This window comes from Rhizobium sp. WYCCWR 11152 (assembly GCF_013087615.1).
Taxonomy (GTDB): domain Bacteria; phylum Pseudomonadota; class Alphaproteobacteria; order Rhizobiales; family Rhizobiaceae; genus Rhizobium; species Rhizobium indicum.
Window position 1 is genome coordinate 185,773 of the sequence record NZ_JABFCP010000006.1, and the last position, 20,229, is coordinate 206,001.

The window sequence follows — 20,229 nt, forward strand, 5'->3', positions numbered from 1 at the left end:
CGCCACGCCGGCCAATTACTCAATTTCAGAAACTTTCCTTCAGCCACTGGCCCATGCGGGCAATGCGGCTGTTATTTCCTCCAAGCGACATGAGCAGACCGCTCTGTGACGCATGTGTCTCCATGTCCGCGACCTGCGGATAGATCATCAGGCCGACGGCCGTCGAAAAGGCCGGGCCCTTCGCCGCTGTCGGCAACCCCGAGACGCCCATCGGACGGCCGATGCGGACGTTGCGGGCGAGGATACGCCGCGCCACGTCGGCAAGGCCGGTCAGTTGGCTCGCTCCGCCGGTCAGCACGACGCGCTTGCCGACGATCGGGCTGAAGCCGGAGCGCTGGATGCGGTCGCGGATCAGTTCCATCGTCTCTTCGATTCGGGCCGAGACGATGCGCGAAACCAGTGCCCGCGGCACCTGCGACGGCTGGTCGCGATCGTCCTCGCCGATCGGCGGGATCGAGATCAGCTCGCGCTCGTCTGAGGAATTCGAAAGCGCCGAGGCATGCACGACCTTCAGCCGCTCCGCATCCTCGATGCGGGTCGAAAGGCCGCGCGCCAGGTCGGTAGTAACGTGATGGCCGCCGAGGCCGACGGCATCCGTATGAACGAGCTTGCCCTCGGCAAAGACCGAAATCGTCGTCGTGCCGCCGCCCAAGTCGATCGCCGCGCAGCCGAGCTCGACCTCATCGTCGACGAGAGCCGCAAGACCCGATGCATAGGGCGTCGCGACGATGCCCTCGACCGACAGATGCGCACGATTGACGCTAAGCTCGAGGTTCTTCAGCGCCGAGCGCTCCGCCGTCACCACATGCATGTCGACGCCGAGCGCATCGCCGTACATCGCCAGCGGATCGCGGATGCCGCGCTCGCCGTCGAGCGAGAAGCCGGTCGCCAGCGAATGCAGCACCGAGCGGTCCTGGCGCAGCGACTGCTGGCAAGCGGCCGACAGCACCTTCTTCAGATCGTTGAGTTCGACTTCCTGGCCACCGAGATCGATCGTCGCGGTGTAGATGTCACTGCCGAGGCGGCCGGCCGTCAGGTTGACGATCAGGCTCTCGACCGTCAGCCCCGCCATGCGCTCGGCCGCATCGACGGCAAGGCGGATGACGCCTTCCAATGCGTCGAGATCGGCGATGACGCCGGTCTTGATGCCGCGCGAGCGCTGATGGCCGATGCCGATGATCTCGATATTGTGCGTGCGGCCCGGCAGGATCTGGCTTTCCTCGCGCGGCGTCAGCCGGCCGATCATGCAGACGACCTTGGTGGAACCGATGTCGAGCACCGAAACGACATGTGACCGCTTCGACGAAAGCGGCTTCAGGCGCGGCAATCCGAAATGGGATGAACCGAACAAGCTCATATATTCTGCCCCGCCTTCTTCAATTCTTTCGTGCGCTCCGTCACTGCCGTCTGCCTGCGGACCGCCGCCTCCGGCGTCAGCTGGATCGCGGTTCTGTCGGCCAGCCTGAGATCGACTGCGGCAATGTCCCGCTCGAGGAGCTGATGCTCCTTGTCGAACTTCGAAAGCGTCGCCAGTGCCTGGTCGATACCGTCTTCCGGCAGCTTGACGACGACGCCGTTATCCATGTGCAGGTCCCAGCGACGGCCGGATATCCAGACATAGGCCTTTACGCGGGCCTTCACGTCGGGCCACTTCGAGAAGGCTTCGTCGAGCGAAGCAGCCGCCGTTTCGGCATCGCGGCCGACGACGAGCGGCAGCGCCGAAAACTTGTTGTCCCGCAGCGGCGCAATGACGCTGCCGTTCTTCTCGATCAGGGAAAGCTCCTGCCCGTGCTGCCAGATCGCATAGGCCTGGCGCTCCTTGAGCTTCACCTCGATCGTCTTCGGATAGATCTTGCGCACCTCGACATTTTCGACCCAGGGAAGATGCGCAATCTTCCTGCGGGCGGCATCGACGTCGAGGGCGACCAGCGAGGTCGTGCCGTCAAGGCCGATCAACTGCAGGATTTCGATTTCGGAGGTTTCCGAATTCCCGGAGACCTTGACGTCCTCGATCGCAAAACCCGCGGCCGTCGTCGTCGCCTGCGCCACGGCTTCCGTGTGACCGCCGAGCGACATGCCGTAAAGCCCCGTCGCGCCCAAGAAAGCGAGCGCCGAGACCGTGCCGGTATGAACAGGAATGTAGATGCGGCCGCTGCAGAGGCTGATCAGAAAGCGCGTGACCCGGCGCAGCGGACGCGGCAGCACGAACCGCTCTTCGGCTTCCATAATCGGAAGCACGGCATGATGGCTGGGGCGCCCAATCCTCTTGACTGTCAACGCAAACAAGACGCGTCCTCCACCATCCACCGGAGAAACTGACCAAACGAATAACCGGCATGACCGGCCATTTCGGGCACGAGCGAGGTTGGGGTCATACCTGGTTGGGTATTGACTTCCAGCCAGATGATTTCGCCGTCTTCGGAGAAACGATCGTCGTAACGAAAGTCGGACCGACTGACGCCGCGACAACCGATTGCCTGATGCGCCCTTAGGGACAATGTTTGTATTTTTTGGTAAATATTCGGTGAAATTTTCGCGGGGATGACGTGTTTTGAACCGCCTGCCGCATACTTGGAGTCGTAATCATAAAAATTGTGTCCCTGCGGCACCACTTCCGTGACGCCGAGCGGAGTTTCACCCATGACGCCGCAGGTGAGTTCGCGACCATAGACATAGCGCTCGACGATCACTTCCTCGCCGTAACGCCACTCGGGCGAGCTGACGATCTGTGGCGGATGCGCCTGATCTTCCGTGACGATGACGACGCCGAAGCTCGACCCCTCGCGGACGGGTTTCACCACATAGGGCGGTTTCATCGGATGCGTCGAGGGAAAGGCGAAACGGTTGACCACCTGCGATTCGGCGACCGGAATACCGGCGGCGGCGGCAACGAGCTTCGCCTTATCCTTGTCCATCGCCAGCGCCGAGGCAAGCACGCCCGAATGCGTATAGGGGATTTCGAGATATTCGAGGATGCCCTGAATGGTGCCGTCCTCGCCGAACGGGCCGTGAAGCGCATTGAAGACGACATCGGGCTTCAGCGCGGCGAGCTTCTCGGAAACGTCGCGCGCCACGTCGATGCGCGTCACGTCGAAGCCCTCCGCCTCGAGGGCTTCTGCGCAAGCCTTTCCCGAGGAAAGGCTGACAGGCCTTTCCGAGGAAAATCCGCCCATCAGGACAGCGACATGCTTGCGACTCATCAACACCCCCAAAAAATAACTTCCATTTTCGAAATCGACGCTTGCGCGAAGCTGTCTGCGCCGTTTCGGGCCTTTGTCCGACCTGGGTGCATTAGAGCATCATTATGGTTAATGAAGTGTTTACTTTCGTTAACTTCGTATTGCCGCGCCCGTGATTTTTTAACCTTCTCTTCTTCGGGATTGCCAGATCGAAGACGCCGCCGATCCGCGAAAACAGAAAAACCCGCACGGAAAAACCGCGCGGGCTCAATGGGATAGCTCTTTGTCTTGCAGTCAGTCGGCGTCGTCGAGGAATTTCCATACGAGTCCGCCGAGCGCTCCACCCGCAAGCGGCGCAATCCAGAACAGCCAGAGCTGCTGCAGCGCCCAGCCGCCGACGAAAAGCGCCTGGCCGGTGGAACGCGCTGGATTGACCGAGGTATTCGTCACGGGGATGGCAACGAGATGGATCAGCGTCAGCCCGAGGCCGATCGCCAGCGGCGCGAAGCCCGCAGGCACCCGGCTGCTGGTCGACCCCAAGATGATGATCAGGAAGAAGATGGTCAGCAGCACTTCGATCAGCAGCGCCGAAAGCAGTGAATAACCACCCGGAGAGTGCTCGCCATATCCGTTGGCGGCAAAGCCGCCGAGTTCGAAACCCGCCTTGCCGCTGGCGATGAGATAGAGCAGCGCCGCCGCGGCGATGGCGCCGACAACCTGCGCGACGATATAGGGAACGAGACGCGCCGCCGGAAACCGTCCGGCAACCGTAAGGCCGAGGGAGACGGCGGGGTTGAAATGACCGCCCGAAATACCGCCCACGGCATAGGCCATGGTGAGCACCGTCAGACCGAACGCAAAGGCCACGCCGACAAAACCAATTCCAAGCTCGGGATAGGCCGCGGCCAGCACGGCACTGCCGCATCCGCCGAAGACCAGCCAGAACGTGCCGAGAAATTCGGCAACAAGACTCTTTTGCATGGATATCTCCTTTGCCCTCAACCAGAGGGTTAGCAATGAATCTGTTACAATTCGATTCCGGTCAAGCGCGCGGCCGCCGCCGTGGCAAGCCTCGCGCAAGGAAGGAAAACCCAAGGATTTGAGATGACATCGGGGGACGCGAGCCGGTAAGGCATGCGGGCCGCATCCCCTGTACCTACTGCATGTTTTGACATTTTCTCGGATCTGAAATTGCGTTAAGACCCGCGAGCCTCCCAAGGCGCTCCATAGAAATACTGATTGGAATGAAAATGACAGACGCGATCTCCGCATCGCCGACTCCTGCCTCGAACAGCACGCAAGTCAATTCTCCGGCTCGCGTCCTTATCGCCAGCCTTGTCGGCACCACCATCGAATTCTTCGACTTCTACGTCTACGCGACGGCAGCCGTCCTCGTCTTCCCGCATCTCTTCTTCCCGGCAAGCGATTCGAACGCCGCAACGCTGCAGTCGCTGGTCACCTTCTCGATCGCCTTTTTCGCCCGCCCCATCGGCGCCGTGGTTTTCGGTCATTTCGGAGACCGCATCGGCCGCAAGGCGACACTCGTCGCCGCGCTGATGACGATGGGGCTTTCGACCGTGTTGATCGGCATGCTGCCGGGCTATGATGCAATCGGCATCGCAGCACCCTTGTTGCTGGCGCTTTGCCGCTTCGGTCAGGGCCTCGGCCTCGGCGGCGAATGGGGTGGCGCCGTTCTGCTTGCCACAGAAAACGCTCCTCCCGGCAAGCGCAGCTGGTACGCCATGTTCCCGCAGCTCGGCGCGCCGATCGGCTTCATCCTCTCCTCCGGCTTCTTCCTCATCCTGGCGGAAACGATGAGCAATGAGGATTTCCTCGACTACGGGTGGCGCATTCCCTTCATCGCCAGCCTCGCCCTCGTCGCCGTCGGCCTCTATGTTCGCCTGAAAATCGCCGAGACGCCGGAATTCCGCAAAGCCGTCGAAAAGCACGAGCGCGTCGCCGTGCCTATCGAGGTCGTCTTCCGCAACCATCTGCGTAGCCTGATCCTCGGCACCTTCATCGCCGTTGCGACCTTCGTGCTGTTCTACCTGATGACGGTCTTCACCCTCTCCTGGGGTACGACACCTCTGGAAAAGGGCGGGCTCGGTTATTCTCGCGAACAGTTCCTGGTCGTCCAGCTTGTCGGCGTCGTCTTCTTCGGCCTGACGATCCCGCTTTCCGGCTGGCTCTCCGATCTCTATTCGCGCCGCATGATCCTGACGCTGACGACGATTGCCATCGCGATCTTCGGCTTCTTCTACGCGACGCTGTTGACCAGCGGTCTCACAGGCGCTTTCCTGTGCTCGATCGTCGGCCTCGGCTTGATGGGCTTCACCTATGGTCCGATCGGCGCTGCGCTCGCCGCCCCCTTCCCGACCACAGTGCGCTATACCGGCGCCTCGATGACCTTCAACCTCGGCGGCATCTTCGGCGCCTCGCTCGCCCCTTATATCGCCACCTGGCTCGCCACCCATTATAGTCTGGACTATGTCGGCTACTACCTTGCTGCCTCAGCAGTGATCTCGCTGATCTGCATCCGGCTGTCTGGCCGTGAGGAAGTCTGAACCTCGAGCAGCAAGTGAACAACAAGCCGCGACGGCTAACGTCGCGGCTTTTTTATTGATGCCGTGGGCACTTCCGGTTAACCGGAACACTCGCGGTAAAACGGGGAACAGATCATGCAATGCCTCATTACCGGCGCAGCCGGCTTTGTCGGTGGGCCTCTCGTCGAAAGACTGCATGGAGAGCAGATATGCGAGCTTGCGGTGACGACGCGATCTGCAGCCGCCAGCTTCCCGACATCTGTGCGGCATTTCCCCGCCGAAATATCCAGCGAAACCGACTGGACAGCGGTTCTCGAGGGTATTGATGTCATCGTCCATCTCGCCGCTCGTGTTCACATCATGAACGACCGCGCAGCCGATCCGCTTGCGGAATTTCGTCGGATCAACACCGCCGCCACGTTGAACCTCGCCGAGCAGGCCGCCCGCGCGGGCGTAAAAAGGTTCGTCTTCATCAGCAGCATCAAGGTCAATGGCGAGGAGAACGATCGGCCCTTCCGGCATGACGATACGCCAATGCCGATCGATCCCTATGGCATTTCGAAGCTGGAAACTGAAATCGGGCTGCATGAAATCGCCGCTCGAACAGGCATGGAAGTCGTCGTCATTCGCCCGCCGCTCGTATATGGACCCGGCGCGCGGGGCAACTTCGCCCTGCTCGTCGGACTTGTCCGCAAGAAGATACCGCTCCCCTTCGCGTCGCTGAAGAACCGCCGGACACTGGTCGCGCTTCCAAATCTTGTTGATCTGATCATCACTGGGATGAAGCATCCGGGTGCTGCCGGCCAGACCTTTCTCGCAGGCGATGCAGAAGATCTTTCGACTCCCGGGCTTATCGAAGGGATTGCCGCAGGGTTGGGTGTCAAACCGATGCTGCTCCCCTTCCCCCCCGCCCTGTTGCAGATGGGCGCGAGAGTCGCGGGAAAGGACGCCGTCTACCAGCGTCTTTGCGGTTCCCTCCAGGTCGACATATCCCGTGCTCGCGACGTGCTTGGCTGGTCGCCCCTCGTCACGCCGCGCGAAGGCCTGAAGCTTGCGGTGACGTAAACCGTTACTCGCTCGTCACACCGTGGAACGGACGCACCTCGCGGCCGGGCATGAAGACGCCGAGACGTTTGATTTCCCATTCGAGCTTGATGCCGTCTTTTTCGAAGACCTCGCGGCGCACCTGTTCGCCGAGATATTCGAGGTCATAGCCGGTCGCCTGCCCCATGTTGATCATGAAGTTGCAGTGAAGCGACGACATCTGTGCTCCGCCGATGACGAGACCGCGGCAGCCTGCCTTGTCGACCAGTTTCCAGGCCGAATGGCCAGCCGGATTCTTGAAGGTCGAGCCGCCGGTCTTTTCGCGAACCGGCTGCACCGTCTCGCGGTGATTGCGCACGGCATCCATCTCGGCGCGTATCTGGGCGCGCTCTTCCGGATAGCCCTCGAACAGGACCGAGGTGAAGATCAGATCTGTCGATGCGGTCGAATGCCGGTAGGAATAGCCCATCTCGGCATTGGAAAGCACATGCTTGTCGCCCTTGCGGTCGACGGCATGGACTTCGATCAGCCGCTCGCGCGTTTCGACGCCATTGGCGCCGGCATTCATGCGCGCCGCGCCGCCGATGCCGCCGGGAATGCCGTAGAAGAAATGGAAGCCGCCGATGCCGTTGTCCATCGCCATCGCCGCCACATGTTTGTCCGGGCAGATGGCGCCGGCGAGAATGCGGTTTTCACCGGCAAGCTCGACGAAGCCGAACCCCTTGGCCGACAAGCGCAGCACGACGCCGGGAATGCCGCCGTCGCGCACCAGGATGTTCGAGCCGACGCCGACCACCGTCAGCGGCACCTCTTCCGGCAATATCTTCAGGAAAGCGATGAGATCGTCGACGTCATGCGGCTGGAACATCAGCTCGGCCAGGCCACCGGCCCTGAACCAGGTGACGCGGTCCATCGGGGCATCCGGCGTGATACGGCCGCGGATATCCTTTACACCGTCTCCGAGAGACGCGAGAAGCTTTTCCCCATTCACCTGTTTCATACGGACTTTCCCGATAGGCCTTCCAGTTGCTTGGGCAGCGCCGCTGCCCAGGATGTAATGCTCCCAGCCCCCAACAGAACCACGAAATCGCCAGGCTTTGCAACCTCCGCGACCATCTGCGGCAGAAGCTCCGCCGAGCTTAGAAAGCGGGCGTCGCGATGGCCGCCGGATTTTATGCGCGAGACCAGCGACACGGAATCGATACCCTCGATCGGATCCTCACCCGCCGCATAGACAGGTGCCAGGAAGATGCTGTCGGCATCGTTGAAGCAGGCGGCGAATTCCTCGAACAGGCTCGCAAGACGGCTGAAGCGATGCGGCTGGTGGACCGCGATGACACGGCCCTTGCAGGACTCTCGGGCGGCGCGCAACACCGCCTTGATCTCGACCGGATGGTGGCCGTAATCGTCGAAGATCTGCACCCCATTCCACTCGCCGGTCAGCGTGAAGCGGCGCTTGACGCCGCCGAAGGAGGCGAGCCCCTTGGCGATATCTGCGCTCGATATGCCGAGCCGGTTGGCAACGGCAATCGCCGCCGTCGCGTTGGAAATATTATGCCGGCCGGGCATTGGCATGACCAGCCCCTTGAGCTCGATTACCTGGCCGGTGCGGCGGCGGCGGATTTCGACGTCGAAGATCGAGCGCGTGCCGTCGATGCGCACATTCTTGAAGCGCACGTCGGCCTGCGGGTTCTCGCCATAGGTGATGATCTTGCGGTCCTCGATGCGGCCAACCAGCGACTGCACCTCGGGATGGTCGAGACACATGACGCCGAAGCCGTAGAACGGCACGTTCTCGACGAACTGCCGGAAGGCGGCGCGCACGGCGTCGAAATTGCCGTAATGGTCGAGATGTTCCGGGTCGATATTGGTGATGACCGCAACATCGGCCGGAAGCTTCAGGAAGGTGCCGTCCGATTCGTCGGCCTCGACCACCATCCACTCGCCCTCGCCCATGCGGGCATTGGTGCCGTAGGCATTGATGATGCCGCCATTGATGACGGTCGGGTCCAGCCCGCCGGCTTCGAGCAGTGTGGCGACCAGCGAGGTGGTCGTCGTCTTGCCATGCGTGCCGCCGATGGCGATCGCATTGCGGAAGCGCATCAGCTCGGCGAGCATTTCGGCACGGCGCACCACCGGCAGCAGCTTTTCGCGCGCGGCGATGAGTTCCGGATTGCTCTTCTTGATTGCCGTCGAGACGACGACGACCTCGGCCTCACCCAGGTTTTCGGCCCGGTGGCCGACGAAGACCTCGATGCCCTTGTCGCGCAGGCGCTGGACATTGGCGCTGTCGGCCTGGTCAGATCCCTGCACCTTGTGGCCGAGATTGTGCAGCACCTCGGCAATACCGCTCATGCCGATGCCGCCGATGCCGATGAAATGGACGAGACCGATCGTCTTCGGCAGTTTCATGCGCGTGTCCTCTTGAATTCCGCAATTGTCCGTCTGGCGGCAATAGCCTCAACCAGGTCGGCAAGCAAGTTCGCGGCATCGGGTTTCCCGGCGAGTTTCGCCGCCGCCGCCATGTGCGAAAGCTTTTCTGGATCGTTCATCACAGCCGTCAGGATCGCCGCGATCTTCTCCGGCGAAAGCTCCGACTGGGCGATCACCTTCGCCCCGCCGGTCGCAGCAAGTGCCGCCGCATTCGCCGCCTGGTCGTGATCGAGAGCGTGCGGGTAAGGCACGAGCACGGCAGGCCGGCCGATGACGGAGATTTCCGAAACCGTCGAGGCGCCCGAACGGCAGATCACGAGATGCGCCCTTGCCAGCCTCTCGGCCATGTCGGTGAAGAAGGGTGCGATATCGGCTCCCATCTCCAGCCTGGCGACGCAGCCGCTGACCATCTCCATATCCTCGGGACGCACCTGCTGGGTGATGCGCAGGCGCAGGCGAAGCGCATCGTCGAGCAGGCTGATCGCCGTCGGCAGCGCCTTGGAGAAATATTGCGCGCCCTGGCTGCCGCCGAAGACGACGAGGTTGAAGGCCTCGCCCGCATGCGACGGCGTGTAAGGCACCTCGGCTGCGGCGATGATTGCCGGGCGGACGGGATTGCCAGTCGTCACCGTCTTGTCTGAAAAGGCAGCGCCTCCCTCCGGCAGGAAACCGCCGGCGATGGCCTGCACGCGAGTTGCCAAGGCCTTGTTGGCGCGCCCCATCACCGCATTCTGCTCGTGGATCATCGCGGGCACGCCGAGCCGGGTGGCGGCAAGAAGCGGCGGCACGGTTGGATAACCGCCGAAACCGACGACGATGACCGGCTGCAACCGCTGGATCAGCTTCTTTGCCGCCCGCATGCCGCTCCAGAGCGTCCATAGCGAGCGGGCGACGGCGATCGGGTTCTTTGAGCCGATCGTCGCCGACGGCACGACATGGATTTCCTCGGCCGGGAACTTGCCGGCATAACGCTCGGCCCGGCTGTCCGTGACGAGATGCACCGAATAGCCGCGCTCCTTCAGCCTGAAGGCCAGCGCCTCCGCCGGGAACACATGGCCGCCGGTTCCCCCGGCGGCAAGCAGCACGATGCCTTTGCTCATGGTCTTCTACTCCGCCGGCATGCCGTGCGGGACGCGGAAGAGGCTCCGGTCCTGTGCGCGTTTTTCCGGTCGATGGCGCGTCAGCGCCAGAATGAAGCCGGCGGTGACGCAGATCGCCACCATAGACGAGCCGCCATAGGAAATCAGCGGCAGCGTCATGCCCTTTGCCGGCAGCAGTTCGAGATTGACGCCGATATTGATGATCGACTGGATGCCCATCTGCAGCACCAGGCCGGCGACAGCGAAGCGGTTGAAGTCGTTCCGCTCGCGATAGGCATGCGAGAGGCCGCGCAGCACCAGCACGGTAAACAGCGCTACGAGCGCCATGCAGAACACGATGCCGAACTCCTCGGCCGCGACCGAGAAGATGAAGTCGGTATGCGCATCCGGGATGATGCGCTTGACGATGCCTTCGCCCGGTCCCTGGCCGAACCAGCTGCCGCGGATGATCGCCTCGCGCGCAGTGTCGATCTGGAACGTGTCGCCCTCGCCGGTCATGAACTTGTCTATTCGGCCGGCGACGTGCGGGAAGACGTAATAGGCGCTGAGCAGGCCGCCGGCGCCGCCGATGCCGAGCAGCATGATCCAGATCCATGGCATGCCGGCCATGAAGAACATTCCGCCCCAGACGGCTGTGGTCAGGATGGTCTGGCCGAGATCCGGCTGCGCGACGAGAAGGGCCGCGACGATGCCGAACAGGATGATGGCAAAGAGATTGCCAGGGATCTCCGGCTGGCGCGCATGTTCGGCAAACAGCCAAGCGCAGACCACGACGAAGGCAGGCTTCATGAATTCCGACGGCTGGATGGAAAGCCCGGCGATCCAGATCCAGCGCCTGCCACCCTTGACCTCCTGCCCGACGAACAGCACCAGCACCATCATGGCGACCGAGATGATCAGGATCAGGATCGCGGTTCGCCGCACCTGGCGTGGCGTCAGGAACGACAGCCCGAGCATGACGCCGATCGAGGGGATCATGAAGGCCGCATGGCGCTTGACGAAGTGGAAGGGCTCGAGCCCGATGCGCTCGGCGACCGCAGGAGATGCCGCAAACGACAGCATGAAGCCGATGCCCATCAGGAAGATGAACATTGCCAGGAAGAAGCGGTCGATGGTCCAGAACCAATCGGCCAGAGGCCCACGTTCCGCGCGGCTTACCATGTCATTTCTCTCCTGTTGCCGGACCGATCAGCATCGCAATACCGTCAAGCGCCGCCACGTGGCCGACGAAGGCTTCGCCCCTGACTTCGAAGTTCTTATACTGGTCGAAGCTTGCGCAAGCCGGGGATAACATCACGGCCGAAGCAGCGCTCTCGTCGCGTTCGGCATCGGCCGCCGCATGCGCGACGGCGCGCTCCAGCGTGCCCGAGATCTCGTAGGGCACGGCCTCGCCGAGCGTCGCGGCAAATTCCGCCGCCGCCTCGCCGATCAGATAGGCCTTGGCGATGCGCGGAAAATAGGGAGCGAGCGTCGTGATCCCGCCAGCCTTCGGCAGGCCGCCGGCGATCCAATAGATGCGATCATAGCTCGAAAGAGCCGGCGCTGCGGCATCGGCATTGGTCGCCTTGGAATCGTTGACGAAAACGACGCGGCCACGCTGCCCGACCGGCTGCATGCGGTGCTTCAGTCCGGGAAACGAGGCAAGACCGGTGCGGATGTCGTCAGCGGAAATCCCGACGGCGAGGCAGGCGGCAACGGCTGCGGCGGCGTTCTGCGCATTATGACTGCCGCGCAGCGTCTGGACGCCGTCGAGATCGGCAAAGGGCAGCATGGCGCCGCCGGCGGCCTGGATGAGTTTGGTGCCCTCGGCATAGATGCCGTCGGCCAGCACGTTGCGGCGCGAGATACGGACCACCTTGACGCCCGCCCGCTCGACACGATCGGCAATCAGCGCCGAAAGGCTGTCGTCGACGCCGACGATCGCGACATCGCTGCCGGCGACCAGCCGTTCCTTGATATCGGCATAATGCTGCATGGTGCCGTGACGGTCGAGATGATCGGGCGTCAGGTTGAGCAGGATGCCGGCAGACGGGTCCAGCGTCGGCGCCAGATCGATCTGGTAGGAGGAGCATTCGACAACGTAATAACGCTCGGCCTTCGGCGGATCGAGCGTCAGCACGGCAGTGCCGATATTGCCGCCGAGCTGTGTGTCGTAGCCTGATGATTTCAGGATATGGGCGATTAGCGCCGTCGTGGTCGACTTGCCGTTGGTGCCGGTTATGGCGATGAAAGGGCAATCCGGTGCATGGGCGCGGCGCTCGCGCACGAAGAGCTCGACGTCGCCGACGATATCGACGCCGGCCGCCCGCGCAAGATCGACGGTCCAGTGCGGCTTCGGATGGGTGAGCGGCACGCCGGGCGACAGCACGAACAGCGCCTGCTGGCTCCAGTCGATGTTGTGCAGGTCTTCCGTCCTGATGCCTTCGGCAGCGGCCTTGGCGACACTGTCGGGATTGTCGTCCCAGGCGGTCACCTCGGCACCGCCTGATATAAGCGCCCGGGCGGTGGCAAAGCCGGAGCCGCCGAGCCCGAAGAGCGCGACCTTCCTGTCCTTGAGCGTCGTGACCGGGATCATCGCCGCCTCACCGAAGCTTCAGCGTCGAGAGGCCGAGCATCGCTAGGCCGACGGCGACGATCCAGAAGCGGATCACCACCTGGCTCTCGGTCCAGCCCTTCTTCTCGAAATGATGATGGATCGGCGCCATCAGGAAGACGCGCCGCCCGGTCATCTTGAAGAAGCCGACCTGGATGATGACCGACAGCGTCTCGATGACGAAGAGGCCGCCGATGATTGCCATGACGATCTCGTGCTTGGTGGCGACGGCGACGGTGCCGATCGTACCGCCGAGTGCCAGCGACCCCGTGTCGCCCATGAAGATGGCGGCCGGCGGCGCGTTGAACCAGAGAAAGCCGAGGCCGGCGCCGATGACGGCGCCAAGCACGACGGCGAGTTCGCCGGTGCCGGGCACGAAATTGATCTGCAGGTAATTCGCAAACACCACATTGCCGGCGAGATAGGCGATGACGCCGAAGGAGGCGGCGGCGATCATCACAGGCACGATGGCAAGCCCGTCGAGACCGTCGGTCAGGTTGACGGCATTGCCGGCGCCGACGATGACGAAGCCGCCGAAGACGACGAACATGATGCCGATATTGATCATGAAGTCCTTGAAGAAGGGAAAGGCGATCGAGGAGCCGAAGGTCGAGCCGGCAATCCCCGAGGCAAGGGCGGTGCGCATCATGAAATAGACGGCGATGCCGGCGATGACGAATTCGATGCCGAGACGCGCCTTGCCGGAAAAGCCCATGTGGCTCTGCTTCGTGACCTTGAGATAATCGTCGTAGAAGCCGATCGCACCGAAGCCCAGCGTCACCAGCAGCGTGGCGACCACATAGACGTTGGAAAGATCGGCCCAGAGCAGCGACGCGCCGACGATGCCGGCGAGGATCATCAGTCCGCCCATGGTCGGCGTGCCGGCCTTCTTGAAATGCGTCTGCGGCCCGTCGGCGCGGATCGGCTGGCCCTTGCCCTGCCGGATACGCAGCGAATTGATGATCGTCGGCCCGAACAGGAAGACGATCAGTGCTGAGGTGAAGAGAGCAGCCCCCGTGCGGAAGGTAATATATCTGAACAGGTTCAGAAATTTGAAATATTCCGACAGTTCGACAAGCCAGATCAGCATTCAGGGCCCCTTGTTTACCCGATCAAAATTCGCGTTGCGTGTCGGCAAATGCTGGGAACTTGTCAAGGAGCGCGGCGACGATCTTGCCGAAACCGATGCCCAGAGACGATTTCACCATCAACACGTCGCCTGGCGCGACCGAGTTCAATACATAATCCGTCAATTCGCTAGTGTTCTCGCGATATTCGACATGGACGCTTTCCGGCAACGATTCCTTGAGCGCAGCCATCTCGGCTCCGGCCAGCCACACATGCTCGATGCCGGCAGCAAGCAGCGGCACGGCAAGGTCGGTATGGACCTTCTGCGCATACTCGCCCATCTCAAGCATGTCGCCGAGCACGGCGATACGGCGTCCGCGGCCGGTCGGTTCGGAGGCTGCCAGCAGCGCGATCGCCGCGCGCATCGAGGCCGGATTGGCATTGTAGCTCTCGTCGATCAGCGTGAAGCTGCCGCCGCCGATCACAAGCCGGTGGCGCTTTCCCCTGCCCTTTTCCGGCCTCAGCGTCGCAAGCGCTTCGATCGCCTTCTGCATATCGGCGCCGACGATCCTAACGACGCCGAGCGCTGCGAGCGCATTCTCGGCGATATGGCGGCCCGGTGCGCCGAGCGCGACCTCCAGCGTCTCGCCGCCGATCGTCAGCCACAGGGTCGAATTCTCGTCGGAACCATTGAATTCTGCGAGCCGGAATTCGGCCTTGGCATGCTGGCCGAAAGAATGGATATGCGCGATGCCGAGCGACTGCGCCGTGCGGTCGAGGAAATTGAACTGGTCGTTGTCGCGGTTGAGCACGACATGGCCGCCGGGTTCGAGCCCCTCGAAGATCTCGGCCTTGGCGGCGGCGATTTCCTTGATGTTCTTGAAATTGCCGAGATGCGCCGGCGCGATCGTGGTGATGATGGCGACATCGGGACGGATCATCGCCACCAGCGGCCGGATCTCGCCGGGGTGGTTCATCCCGACTTCGAAGACGCCATAATCCGTATCCTCGGGCATGCGCGCCAGCGTCAGCGGCACGCCCCAATGATTGTTGAAGGAGGCGACGGAGGCGTGCACCTTGCCGGAGGGCGACAGCACATGCCGCAGCATCTCCTTGGTGGTCGTCTTTCCCACAGATCCCGTCACGGCGATGATCCGGGCCTTTGAGCGCTCGCGCGAGGCAAGGCCGAGCCGGCCAAGTGCCGCGAGCACGTCTTCCACGACGATCATCGGCACCGTCAGGCGGCCCATGGCGGGAAGCCTCGCCTCGCTGACGACGAGAAGGGAAGCGCCGTTCGCCATCGCCATCGAGGCGTAGTCGTGACCGTCGACGCGGTCGCCCTTGATCGCGAAGAAAGCTTCGCCTGGAGTAATCGAGCGGCTGTCGATGGAAATGCCGGTGATGCCCTCGGGCAGCGTGCCGAAGGGGCGCCCCGCCATCGCTGCGATCATGTCTTCCATCGTCCAGAGCCAGCTCAAGATTTCAACTCCTCCAGGGCCCTGCGCACCTCCGCATGATCGGAGAACGGCAGGGTGACGCCGCCGATCGTCTGCCCTTCCTCATGCCCCTTGCCGGCGACGATCAGCGTATCGCCGGATCTCAGCATGCCGACCGCCTCGCGGATCGCCATGGCGCGATCGGCGACTTCCGAGGCGCAAGCCGCGGCCGCCATGATCTCCGCCCGGATGGAGGCCGGCTCCTCCGAACGCGGATTATCGTCGGTGACGATAACGACGTCGGCAAGACGGCAGGCGATTTCGCCCATGATCGGCCGTTTGCCGCGGTCACGGTCGCCGCCGCAGCCGAAAACGACGATGACGCGGCCGGTGGTGAACGGCCTGACCGAGCCCAGCACGTTTTCCAGCGCATCCGGCTTGTGAGCGTAGTCGACATAGGCGAGCGCGCCGTCTTTCGTATGGCCGACGAGTTCGAGACGGCCGGACGCGCCGACGAGCTTCTCGAGCGCGGCCATCGCAACCTTCGCCTCAACGCCGGTCGACATGGCAAGCGCTGCGGCGACCAGCGCGTTGGCCACCTGAAAATCGCCGGCCAACGGAATGTCCACCTCGAAGATCTCGCCGCCGATATGGATCTCGGCCATCTGTTTGTGGCGGAAGTGCTCGACGCGCTTCAACGAGAGGTAATCGCCCTTTCGCCCGACGGTACGAATGTCGTGACCGGCATCGGTCGCGGCCATGATCGCCTGCGCCGACCACGGATCGTCGGCAAAGATCACCGCCGGCGATCCCTTCGGCAACAGCGTATCGAAAAGCCGCATCTTGGCGGCCATATAGGCATCGACGGTCGGATGATAATCCATGTGGTCGCGGCCGAGATTGGTGAAGGCGGCGGCGGCAAGCCTGACGCCATCAAGCCGGCACTGGTCGAGACCGTGGCTGGAGGCCTCCATCGCGGCATGTGTCACGCCTTCTCCGGCAAGTTCCGCCAGCAGCGCATGCAGCGACACCGGATCGGGCGTCGTCAGCGAGCCATACTCGTTGCGCGTCGGCGAGACGACGCCCGTCGTGCCGATCATCGCGGCCGCGTGGCCGGCATGCGCCCAGATCTGCCGGGTGAAAGAAGCGACGGAGGTTTTGCCCGCGGTGCCGGTGACGGCGACCATAGTGTCGGGCTGCCTGCCGTGGAAACGCGCGGCGGCGATGGAAAGGAAACGGCGCGGCTCCTTGACCGCAAGCACGGGGATCGAAGCATCGACGGCTTGGGAGGCGATCGCGACGGCAGCGCCGCGGCCGGCGGCATCCACGATGAAGCCCGCGCCGTCCGCCTTGGTGCCGGCGACCGCGACGAAGACATTGCCCGGCGCCACCTTGCGGCTATCCGAAGACAGGCCCGAAATATCAAGCAGGCCTGCCGGGCCTTCGAGCTGTGCTTCAAGTTCCGGAAACTGATCTCCGGCCAAGTCTCGCAATTTCATCGAATGCACTTTTCTCTCTTGAAGCCGATTCACCCCTCGCGAATCGGCGTCGATATTCATTCACACTCAATAAGACACCAGCAAGGCCGATCCGCCCTCCCCGAATTTCGGCTCGATGCCGAGAATAGGGGCCGCACGCCTGATGATCTCGCGGGCGATCGGGCCGGCGGTACCGGCGGAGATCGTTCCGCCATAGGCTTTCTCGCCGGTCTTCGGCTCGTCGCAGAAAGTGATCACTGCATATCTGGGATCGTTCATGGGGAATGCGGCGATAAAGGAATTGAAATTCAGGGTTGCCGAATAACGCCCGTTCACCACCTTGTCGGCCGTGCCCGTCTTGCTGCCGACGGAAAAGCCCGGCACGCGGGCAACACGTCCGGACCCCTTGTAGCCGTTGAAGTCGAGGAGATAGCGGATCTCGTCGCTGGTTGTCTTCTTGATGACCTGCGTGGCAATCTCATCGGCCTGTTCGCGTGTGCGCGGTAGGAATGTCGGCTCGATCAGTTTGCCGCCGTTGACGAGAGCGGCAGCCGCCACCCCTGTCTGCAGCGCCGTCGTCGAGACACCATGGCCGAAGGAAATCGTGATCGAATTGATCTTCTTCCAAACGCGCGGCTGGCTCGGCATCTTCACTTCGGGCAGTTCGGTCTGCATCTTCGTCAGCAGGCCGAACTTGGTGAGATAGTCCTTCTGCGCGTCGATGCCGACGATGTCGATGACACGCGCCGTACCGATATTCGAAGAATACTGGAAAATCTCGGGAACGGTCAGCCAGCGGCGCTGCCCGTGAAAATCGTGGATGGTGAAGCCGCCGATATAGATCGATTTGCTGGCATCGAAACTGTCGGTCATCTTCACCTTGCCGCTATCGAGCGCCATGGCCAGCGAAAAGGTCTTGAACGTCGAGCCCATTTCGAAGGTGCCGTTGGTCATCCGGTTGAGCCAACCCTCCTTGGCGCCTTCCTGCGGATCGTTCGGATCGAAATCCGGCGCCGATGCCATGGCCAGCACTTCCCCCGTATGCACGTCGATGACCGCAGCACCGGCGCCCTTGGCCTGGAAGTTGTTGACGGCGTTGACGACCGCGTCCCGGACGATGTTCTGCACGCGCAGGTCGATCGATAGCCGCACCGGCTCGAGCGGCTGGTCGCTGGTCATGCCGACGGAGGCGAGATCGGCAAGCCCCTGGTCGTCGATAAATTTCTCCATGCCGGCGACACCGCGGTTGTCGATGTTGACGTAACCGAGGATGTGCGCGGCGGTCGCCCCACCAGGATAGAAGCGGCGCTTCTCCGGCCGGAAGCCGATGCCGGGAATACCGAGCGCCAGGATCTGGCTCTGCTGCTTCGGCGTCAGTTGCCGGCGCAGCCAGGCGAAATGCGAGGTCTTGACCGAGAGCTTCTTATAAGTGTCCCTGACGTCGAGTTCGGGCAGCACCGTTGCAAGCTTCTCGACCGCCTCGTCGGCATCGACGATCTTGTTCGGTTCGGCAAACAGCGAGACGGTGCGGATGTCGGTGGCCAGCACCTCGCCGTTGCGGTCGAGAATGTCGGGGCGCGAGGCCATCAGCCGGTCGGGCGGCAGGATGCTGGAGACGACCTCCTGATCCTTCATCGCATATTCGACGAGACGGCCGCCGATGACGGCGTAGACACCCATGAAGCCAAGGATCAGCAGGCCGACGCGGCTTTTTGCCTGCCCTGATTTCTTCTTGCGCGATCCCTCGATCGCCAGGCCGGCGGGGGAAGGACCGCCGAACCGGTTATAGACGCCGGCGGAGAAATGCGCCTGGCTCTTCAAAACCATGATGCGGGAAAGAAACGACATTATTCCTCCACCGATCCGGTTTCGATCTGGTCTGCATCCTCTGCCTCGCCGCGTGGCGCGGGCACCGGAATGGGCTGCGCCTTGGCGGTGGCTTGCACGCCCTTGGTGTCTGGTGCGCCTTTGGCGCTGGCCACGGTCGCGCTCTTCGCGCTGACCTTTGCCTCCGTCACGTCAGGCACGGGAACCTCGGATTTCAGCATCGGCAATTCCTTGGCATGCACGAGCGCCGTCGATTCCGTCGGCTGCAGCTTCAATTCTTCATTATAGGCCTTGACCAGCCGCTCCAGCCGGTTCGGCTGCGATTGCAGCGCCCAGTCGGCCTTGAGAAGGTCGATCGTGTCCTTCTCGAGCTTGATCTCTGCTTCGAGGCGATGAACCTCCTCGAGCTTCAATTCGGCGCGGTGCTTGATCGTGTAGGTCACGGCGGCGGTGGCCGTCATGACGCCGATGAGCACGAGATCGAACGTTTTCAGCATATCAACCTCCAAGCTTTCCGAGACTGGCAAGATTGGGAAACCCGAAGAGCGACATATCCGCGGCTTCGGCGGCGGCGTCCGTCCTCAGACCGGCGCGCAGCTTGGCGGAGCGGGCGCGCGGATTGATCTCCGCCTCCGCCTCGCTTGCCGAAACCATCGGCTTGCCGATCGCTGCAAAGGTTGCCGCCCGCTCATGCGCGACCGGCAGATGCCGCGAACCCGACGCCTTGCCGGCGCGGTCGGAGAAGAATTTCTTGACGATGCGGTCTTCGAGCGAATGAAAGGTGACGACGACAAGCCGACCGCCGGGTTTCAGCACCGATTCCGCCGCAAACAGCGCCTGCGCCAGTTCGCCGAGCTCGTCGTTGACGAAGATGCGCAATGCCTGGAAGACGCGCGTTGCCGGATGGATCTTGTCCTTCATCTTGCGCGGCGTGACGAGCTCGATGAGACCGGCGAGATCGCGTGTCGTTTCAAATGGCTTTTCGGCGCGGCGCTTCTCGATCGCATGGGCGATGCGCGGCGCCTGGCTTTCCTCGCCGAGAAAATGGAAGATGCGGATGAGATCCGCGACCTTGGCGCGGTTGACGACATCGGCGGCCGAAACGCCTTCGGCCGACATGCGCATGTCGAGCGGCCCGTTCTTCTGGAAGGAGAAGCCACGTTCGGCCTCGTCGATCTGCATGGAGGAGACGCCGATATCGAGCACGACGCCGTCGAGCCCGCCTTGCGGCGCATGATCGGCAAGATGCGAGAATTGCGAATGAACGAGCCTGAGACGACCGCCATGGGCGGCGACCATCGCTTGGCCAGCCGCAATCGCCGTCGGATCGCGGTCGAGCGCAATCACCTCGGCGCCAGCCGCAAGGATGGCCAAGCTGTAACCGCCAGCACCGAATGTACCGTCGAGGATGAGTTTGCCGGGCGCGGGCGCCAATGCCGCAAGCACTTCACCCAGAAGAACAGGAATGTGACGAACCGGTCCGCCACCGGCATCAGTTGAACCTCCGCCAGGATTCGCCACCATTCCG

Annotated in this window: 17 protein-coding genes; 2 read left to right on the top strand and 15 right to left on the bottom strand. The window is 62.7% G+C overall.

The features are described from left to right. Window positions 1-25: 25 nt before the first annotated feature. The 4 genes from ftsA to aqpZ form a co-directional block, all read right to left on the bottom strand. Window positions 26-1,357 carry a cell division protein FtsA gene (gene ftsA / locus G9X67_RS06880; protein WP_012758279.1) on the bottom strand — a complete coding sequence of 444 codons (1,332 nt, stop codon included), beginning with the start codon at window positions 1,355-1,357 and terminating at the stop codon, window positions 26-28. Continuing rightward, a complete protein-coding gene (locus G9X67_RS06885) occupies window positions 1,354-2,286 on the bottom strand; it encodes a cell division protein FtsQ/DivIB (RefSeq protein ID WP_138330522.1) in 933 nt (310 codons plus the stop codon). Before G9X67_RS06885 ends, ftsA begins: the two co-directional genes overlap by 4 nt. Then, a complete protein-coding gene (locus G9X67_RS06890; protein ID WP_017961294.1) occupies window positions 2,274-3,200 on the bottom strand; it encodes a D-alanine--D-alanine ligase in 927 nt (308 codons plus the stop codon). Before G9X67_RS06890 ends, G9X67_RS06885 begins: the two co-directional genes overlap by 13 nt. Window positions 3,201-3,473: 273 nt before the next feature. Continuing rightward, window positions 3,474-4,160 (bottom strand): aquaporin Z, encoded by a 687-nt coding sequence (gene aqpZ / locus G9X67_RS06895; protein WP_138330521.1) that lies wholly within the window; start codon window positions 4,158-4,160, stop codon window positions 3,474-3,476. A 269-nt stretch (window positions 4,161-4,429) separates the two neighbouring features. Here aqpZ and G9X67_RS06900 point away from each other — a divergent pair, with 269 nt between their 5' ends. Together G9X67_RS06900 and G9X67_RS06905 are read left to right on the top strand one after the other, a co-directional pair. Further along, window positions 4,430-5,743, top strand: coding sequence for an MFS transporter (locus G9X67_RS06900; protein WP_138330520.1), 1,314 nt, complete (start codon window positions 4,430-4,432; stop codon window positions 5,741-5,743). Window positions 5,744-5,857: 114 nt separating this feature from the next. After that, on the top strand, window positions 5,858-6,787 hold the full coding sequence (locus G9X67_RS06905) for an SDR family oxidoreductase (protein WP_138330519.1): 930 nt from the start codon (window positions 5,858-5,860) through the stop codon (window positions 6,785-6,787). A gap of 4 nt (window positions 6,788-6,791) precedes the next feature. Here the strand turns inward: G9X67_RS06905 and murB are convergent, their stop codons facing one another. The 11 genes from murB to rsmH are packed head-to-tail and all read right to left on the bottom strand — an operon-like array spanning window position 6,792 to window position 20,225. After that, a complete protein-coding gene (gene murB / locus G9X67_RS06910; RefSeq protein ID WP_138330518.1) occupies window positions 6,792-7,766 on the bottom strand; it encodes a UDP-N-acetylmuramate dehydrogenase in 975 nt (324 codons plus the stop codon). Then, a complete protein-coding gene (gene murC, locus G9X67_RS06915; RefSeq protein ID WP_027683743.1) occupies window positions 7,763-9,178 on the bottom strand; it encodes a UDP-N-acetylmuramate--L-alanine ligase in 1,416 nt (471 codons plus the stop codon). The genes murB and murC overlap by 4 nt, the downstream gene beginning before the upstream one ends. Further along, window positions 9,175-10,299 (bottom strand): undecaprenyldiphospho-muramoylpentapeptide beta-N-acetylglucosaminyltransferase, encoded by a 1,125-nt coding sequence (gene murG / locus G9X67_RS06920; protein ID WP_171598399.1) that lies wholly within the window; start codon window positions 10,297-10,299, stop codon window positions 9,175-9,177. Before murG ends, murC begins: the two co-directional genes overlap by 4 nt. A gap of 6 nt (window positions 10,300-10,305) precedes the next feature. Next, window positions 10,306-11,460, bottom strand: coding sequence for a putative lipid II flippase FtsW (gene ftsW, locus G9X67_RS06925; RefSeq protein WP_017988955.1), 1,155 nt, complete (start codon window positions 11,458-11,460; stop codon window positions 10,306-10,308). A 1-nt stretch (window position 11,461) separates the two neighbouring features. Then, complete coding sequence (murD, locus tag G9X67_RS06930; protein ID WP_138330516.1) at window positions 11,462-12,874, bottom strand: UDP-N-acetylmuramoyl-L-alanine--D-glutamate ligase; 1,413 nt, start codon at window positions 12,872-12,874, stop codon at window positions 11,462-11,464. 7 nt (window positions 12,875-12,881) lie between these two features. Then, a complete protein-coding gene (gene mraY / locus G9X67_RS06935) occupies window positions 12,882-13,982 on the bottom strand; it encodes a phospho-N-acetylmuramoyl-pentapeptide-transferase (RefSeq protein WP_003541415.1) in 1,101 nt (366 codons plus the stop codon). Window positions 13,983-14,004: 22 nt separating this feature from the next. After that, a complete protein-coding gene (locus tag G9X67_RS06940; protein ID WP_138330515.1) occupies window positions 14,005-15,438 on the bottom strand; it encodes a UDP-N-acetylmuramoylalanyl-D-glutamyl-2,6-diaminopimelate--D-alanyl-D-alanine ligase in 1,434 nt (477 codons plus the stop codon). Continuing rightward, window positions 15,435-16,955: a UDP-N-acetylmuramoyl-L-alanyl-D-glutamate--2,6-diaminopimelate ligase gene (locus G9X67_RS06945; RefSeq protein WP_171598400.1), complete on the bottom strand. Its 1,521-nt coding sequence runs from the start codon at window positions 16,953-16,955 to the stop codon at window positions 15,435-15,437. Before G9X67_RS06945 ends, G9X67_RS06940 begins: the two co-directional genes overlap by 4 nt. Before the next feature lie 6 nt (window positions 16,956-16,961). Beyond that, complete coding sequence (locus G9X67_RS06950) at window positions 16,962-18,722, bottom strand: penicillin-binding protein 2 (protein ID WP_138330513.1); 1,761 nt, start codon at window positions 18,720-18,722, stop codon at window positions 16,962-16,964. Next, complete coding sequence (locus G9X67_RS06955; RefSeq protein WP_138330512.1) at window positions 18,722-19,198, bottom strand: hypothetical protein; 477 nt, start codon at window positions 19,196-19,198, stop codon at window positions 18,722-18,724. Before G9X67_RS06955 ends, G9X67_RS06950 begins: the two co-directional genes overlap by 1 nt. 1 nt (window position 19,199) lies before the next feature. Further along, complete coding sequence (rsmH, locus tag G9X67_RS06960; protein ID WP_138330511.1) at window positions 19,200-20,225, bottom strand: 16S rRNA (cytosine(1402)-N(4))-methyltransferase RsmH; 1,026 nt, start codon at window positions 20,223-20,225, stop codon at window positions 19,200-19,202. Window positions 20,226-20,229 lie beyond the last annotated feature (4 nt).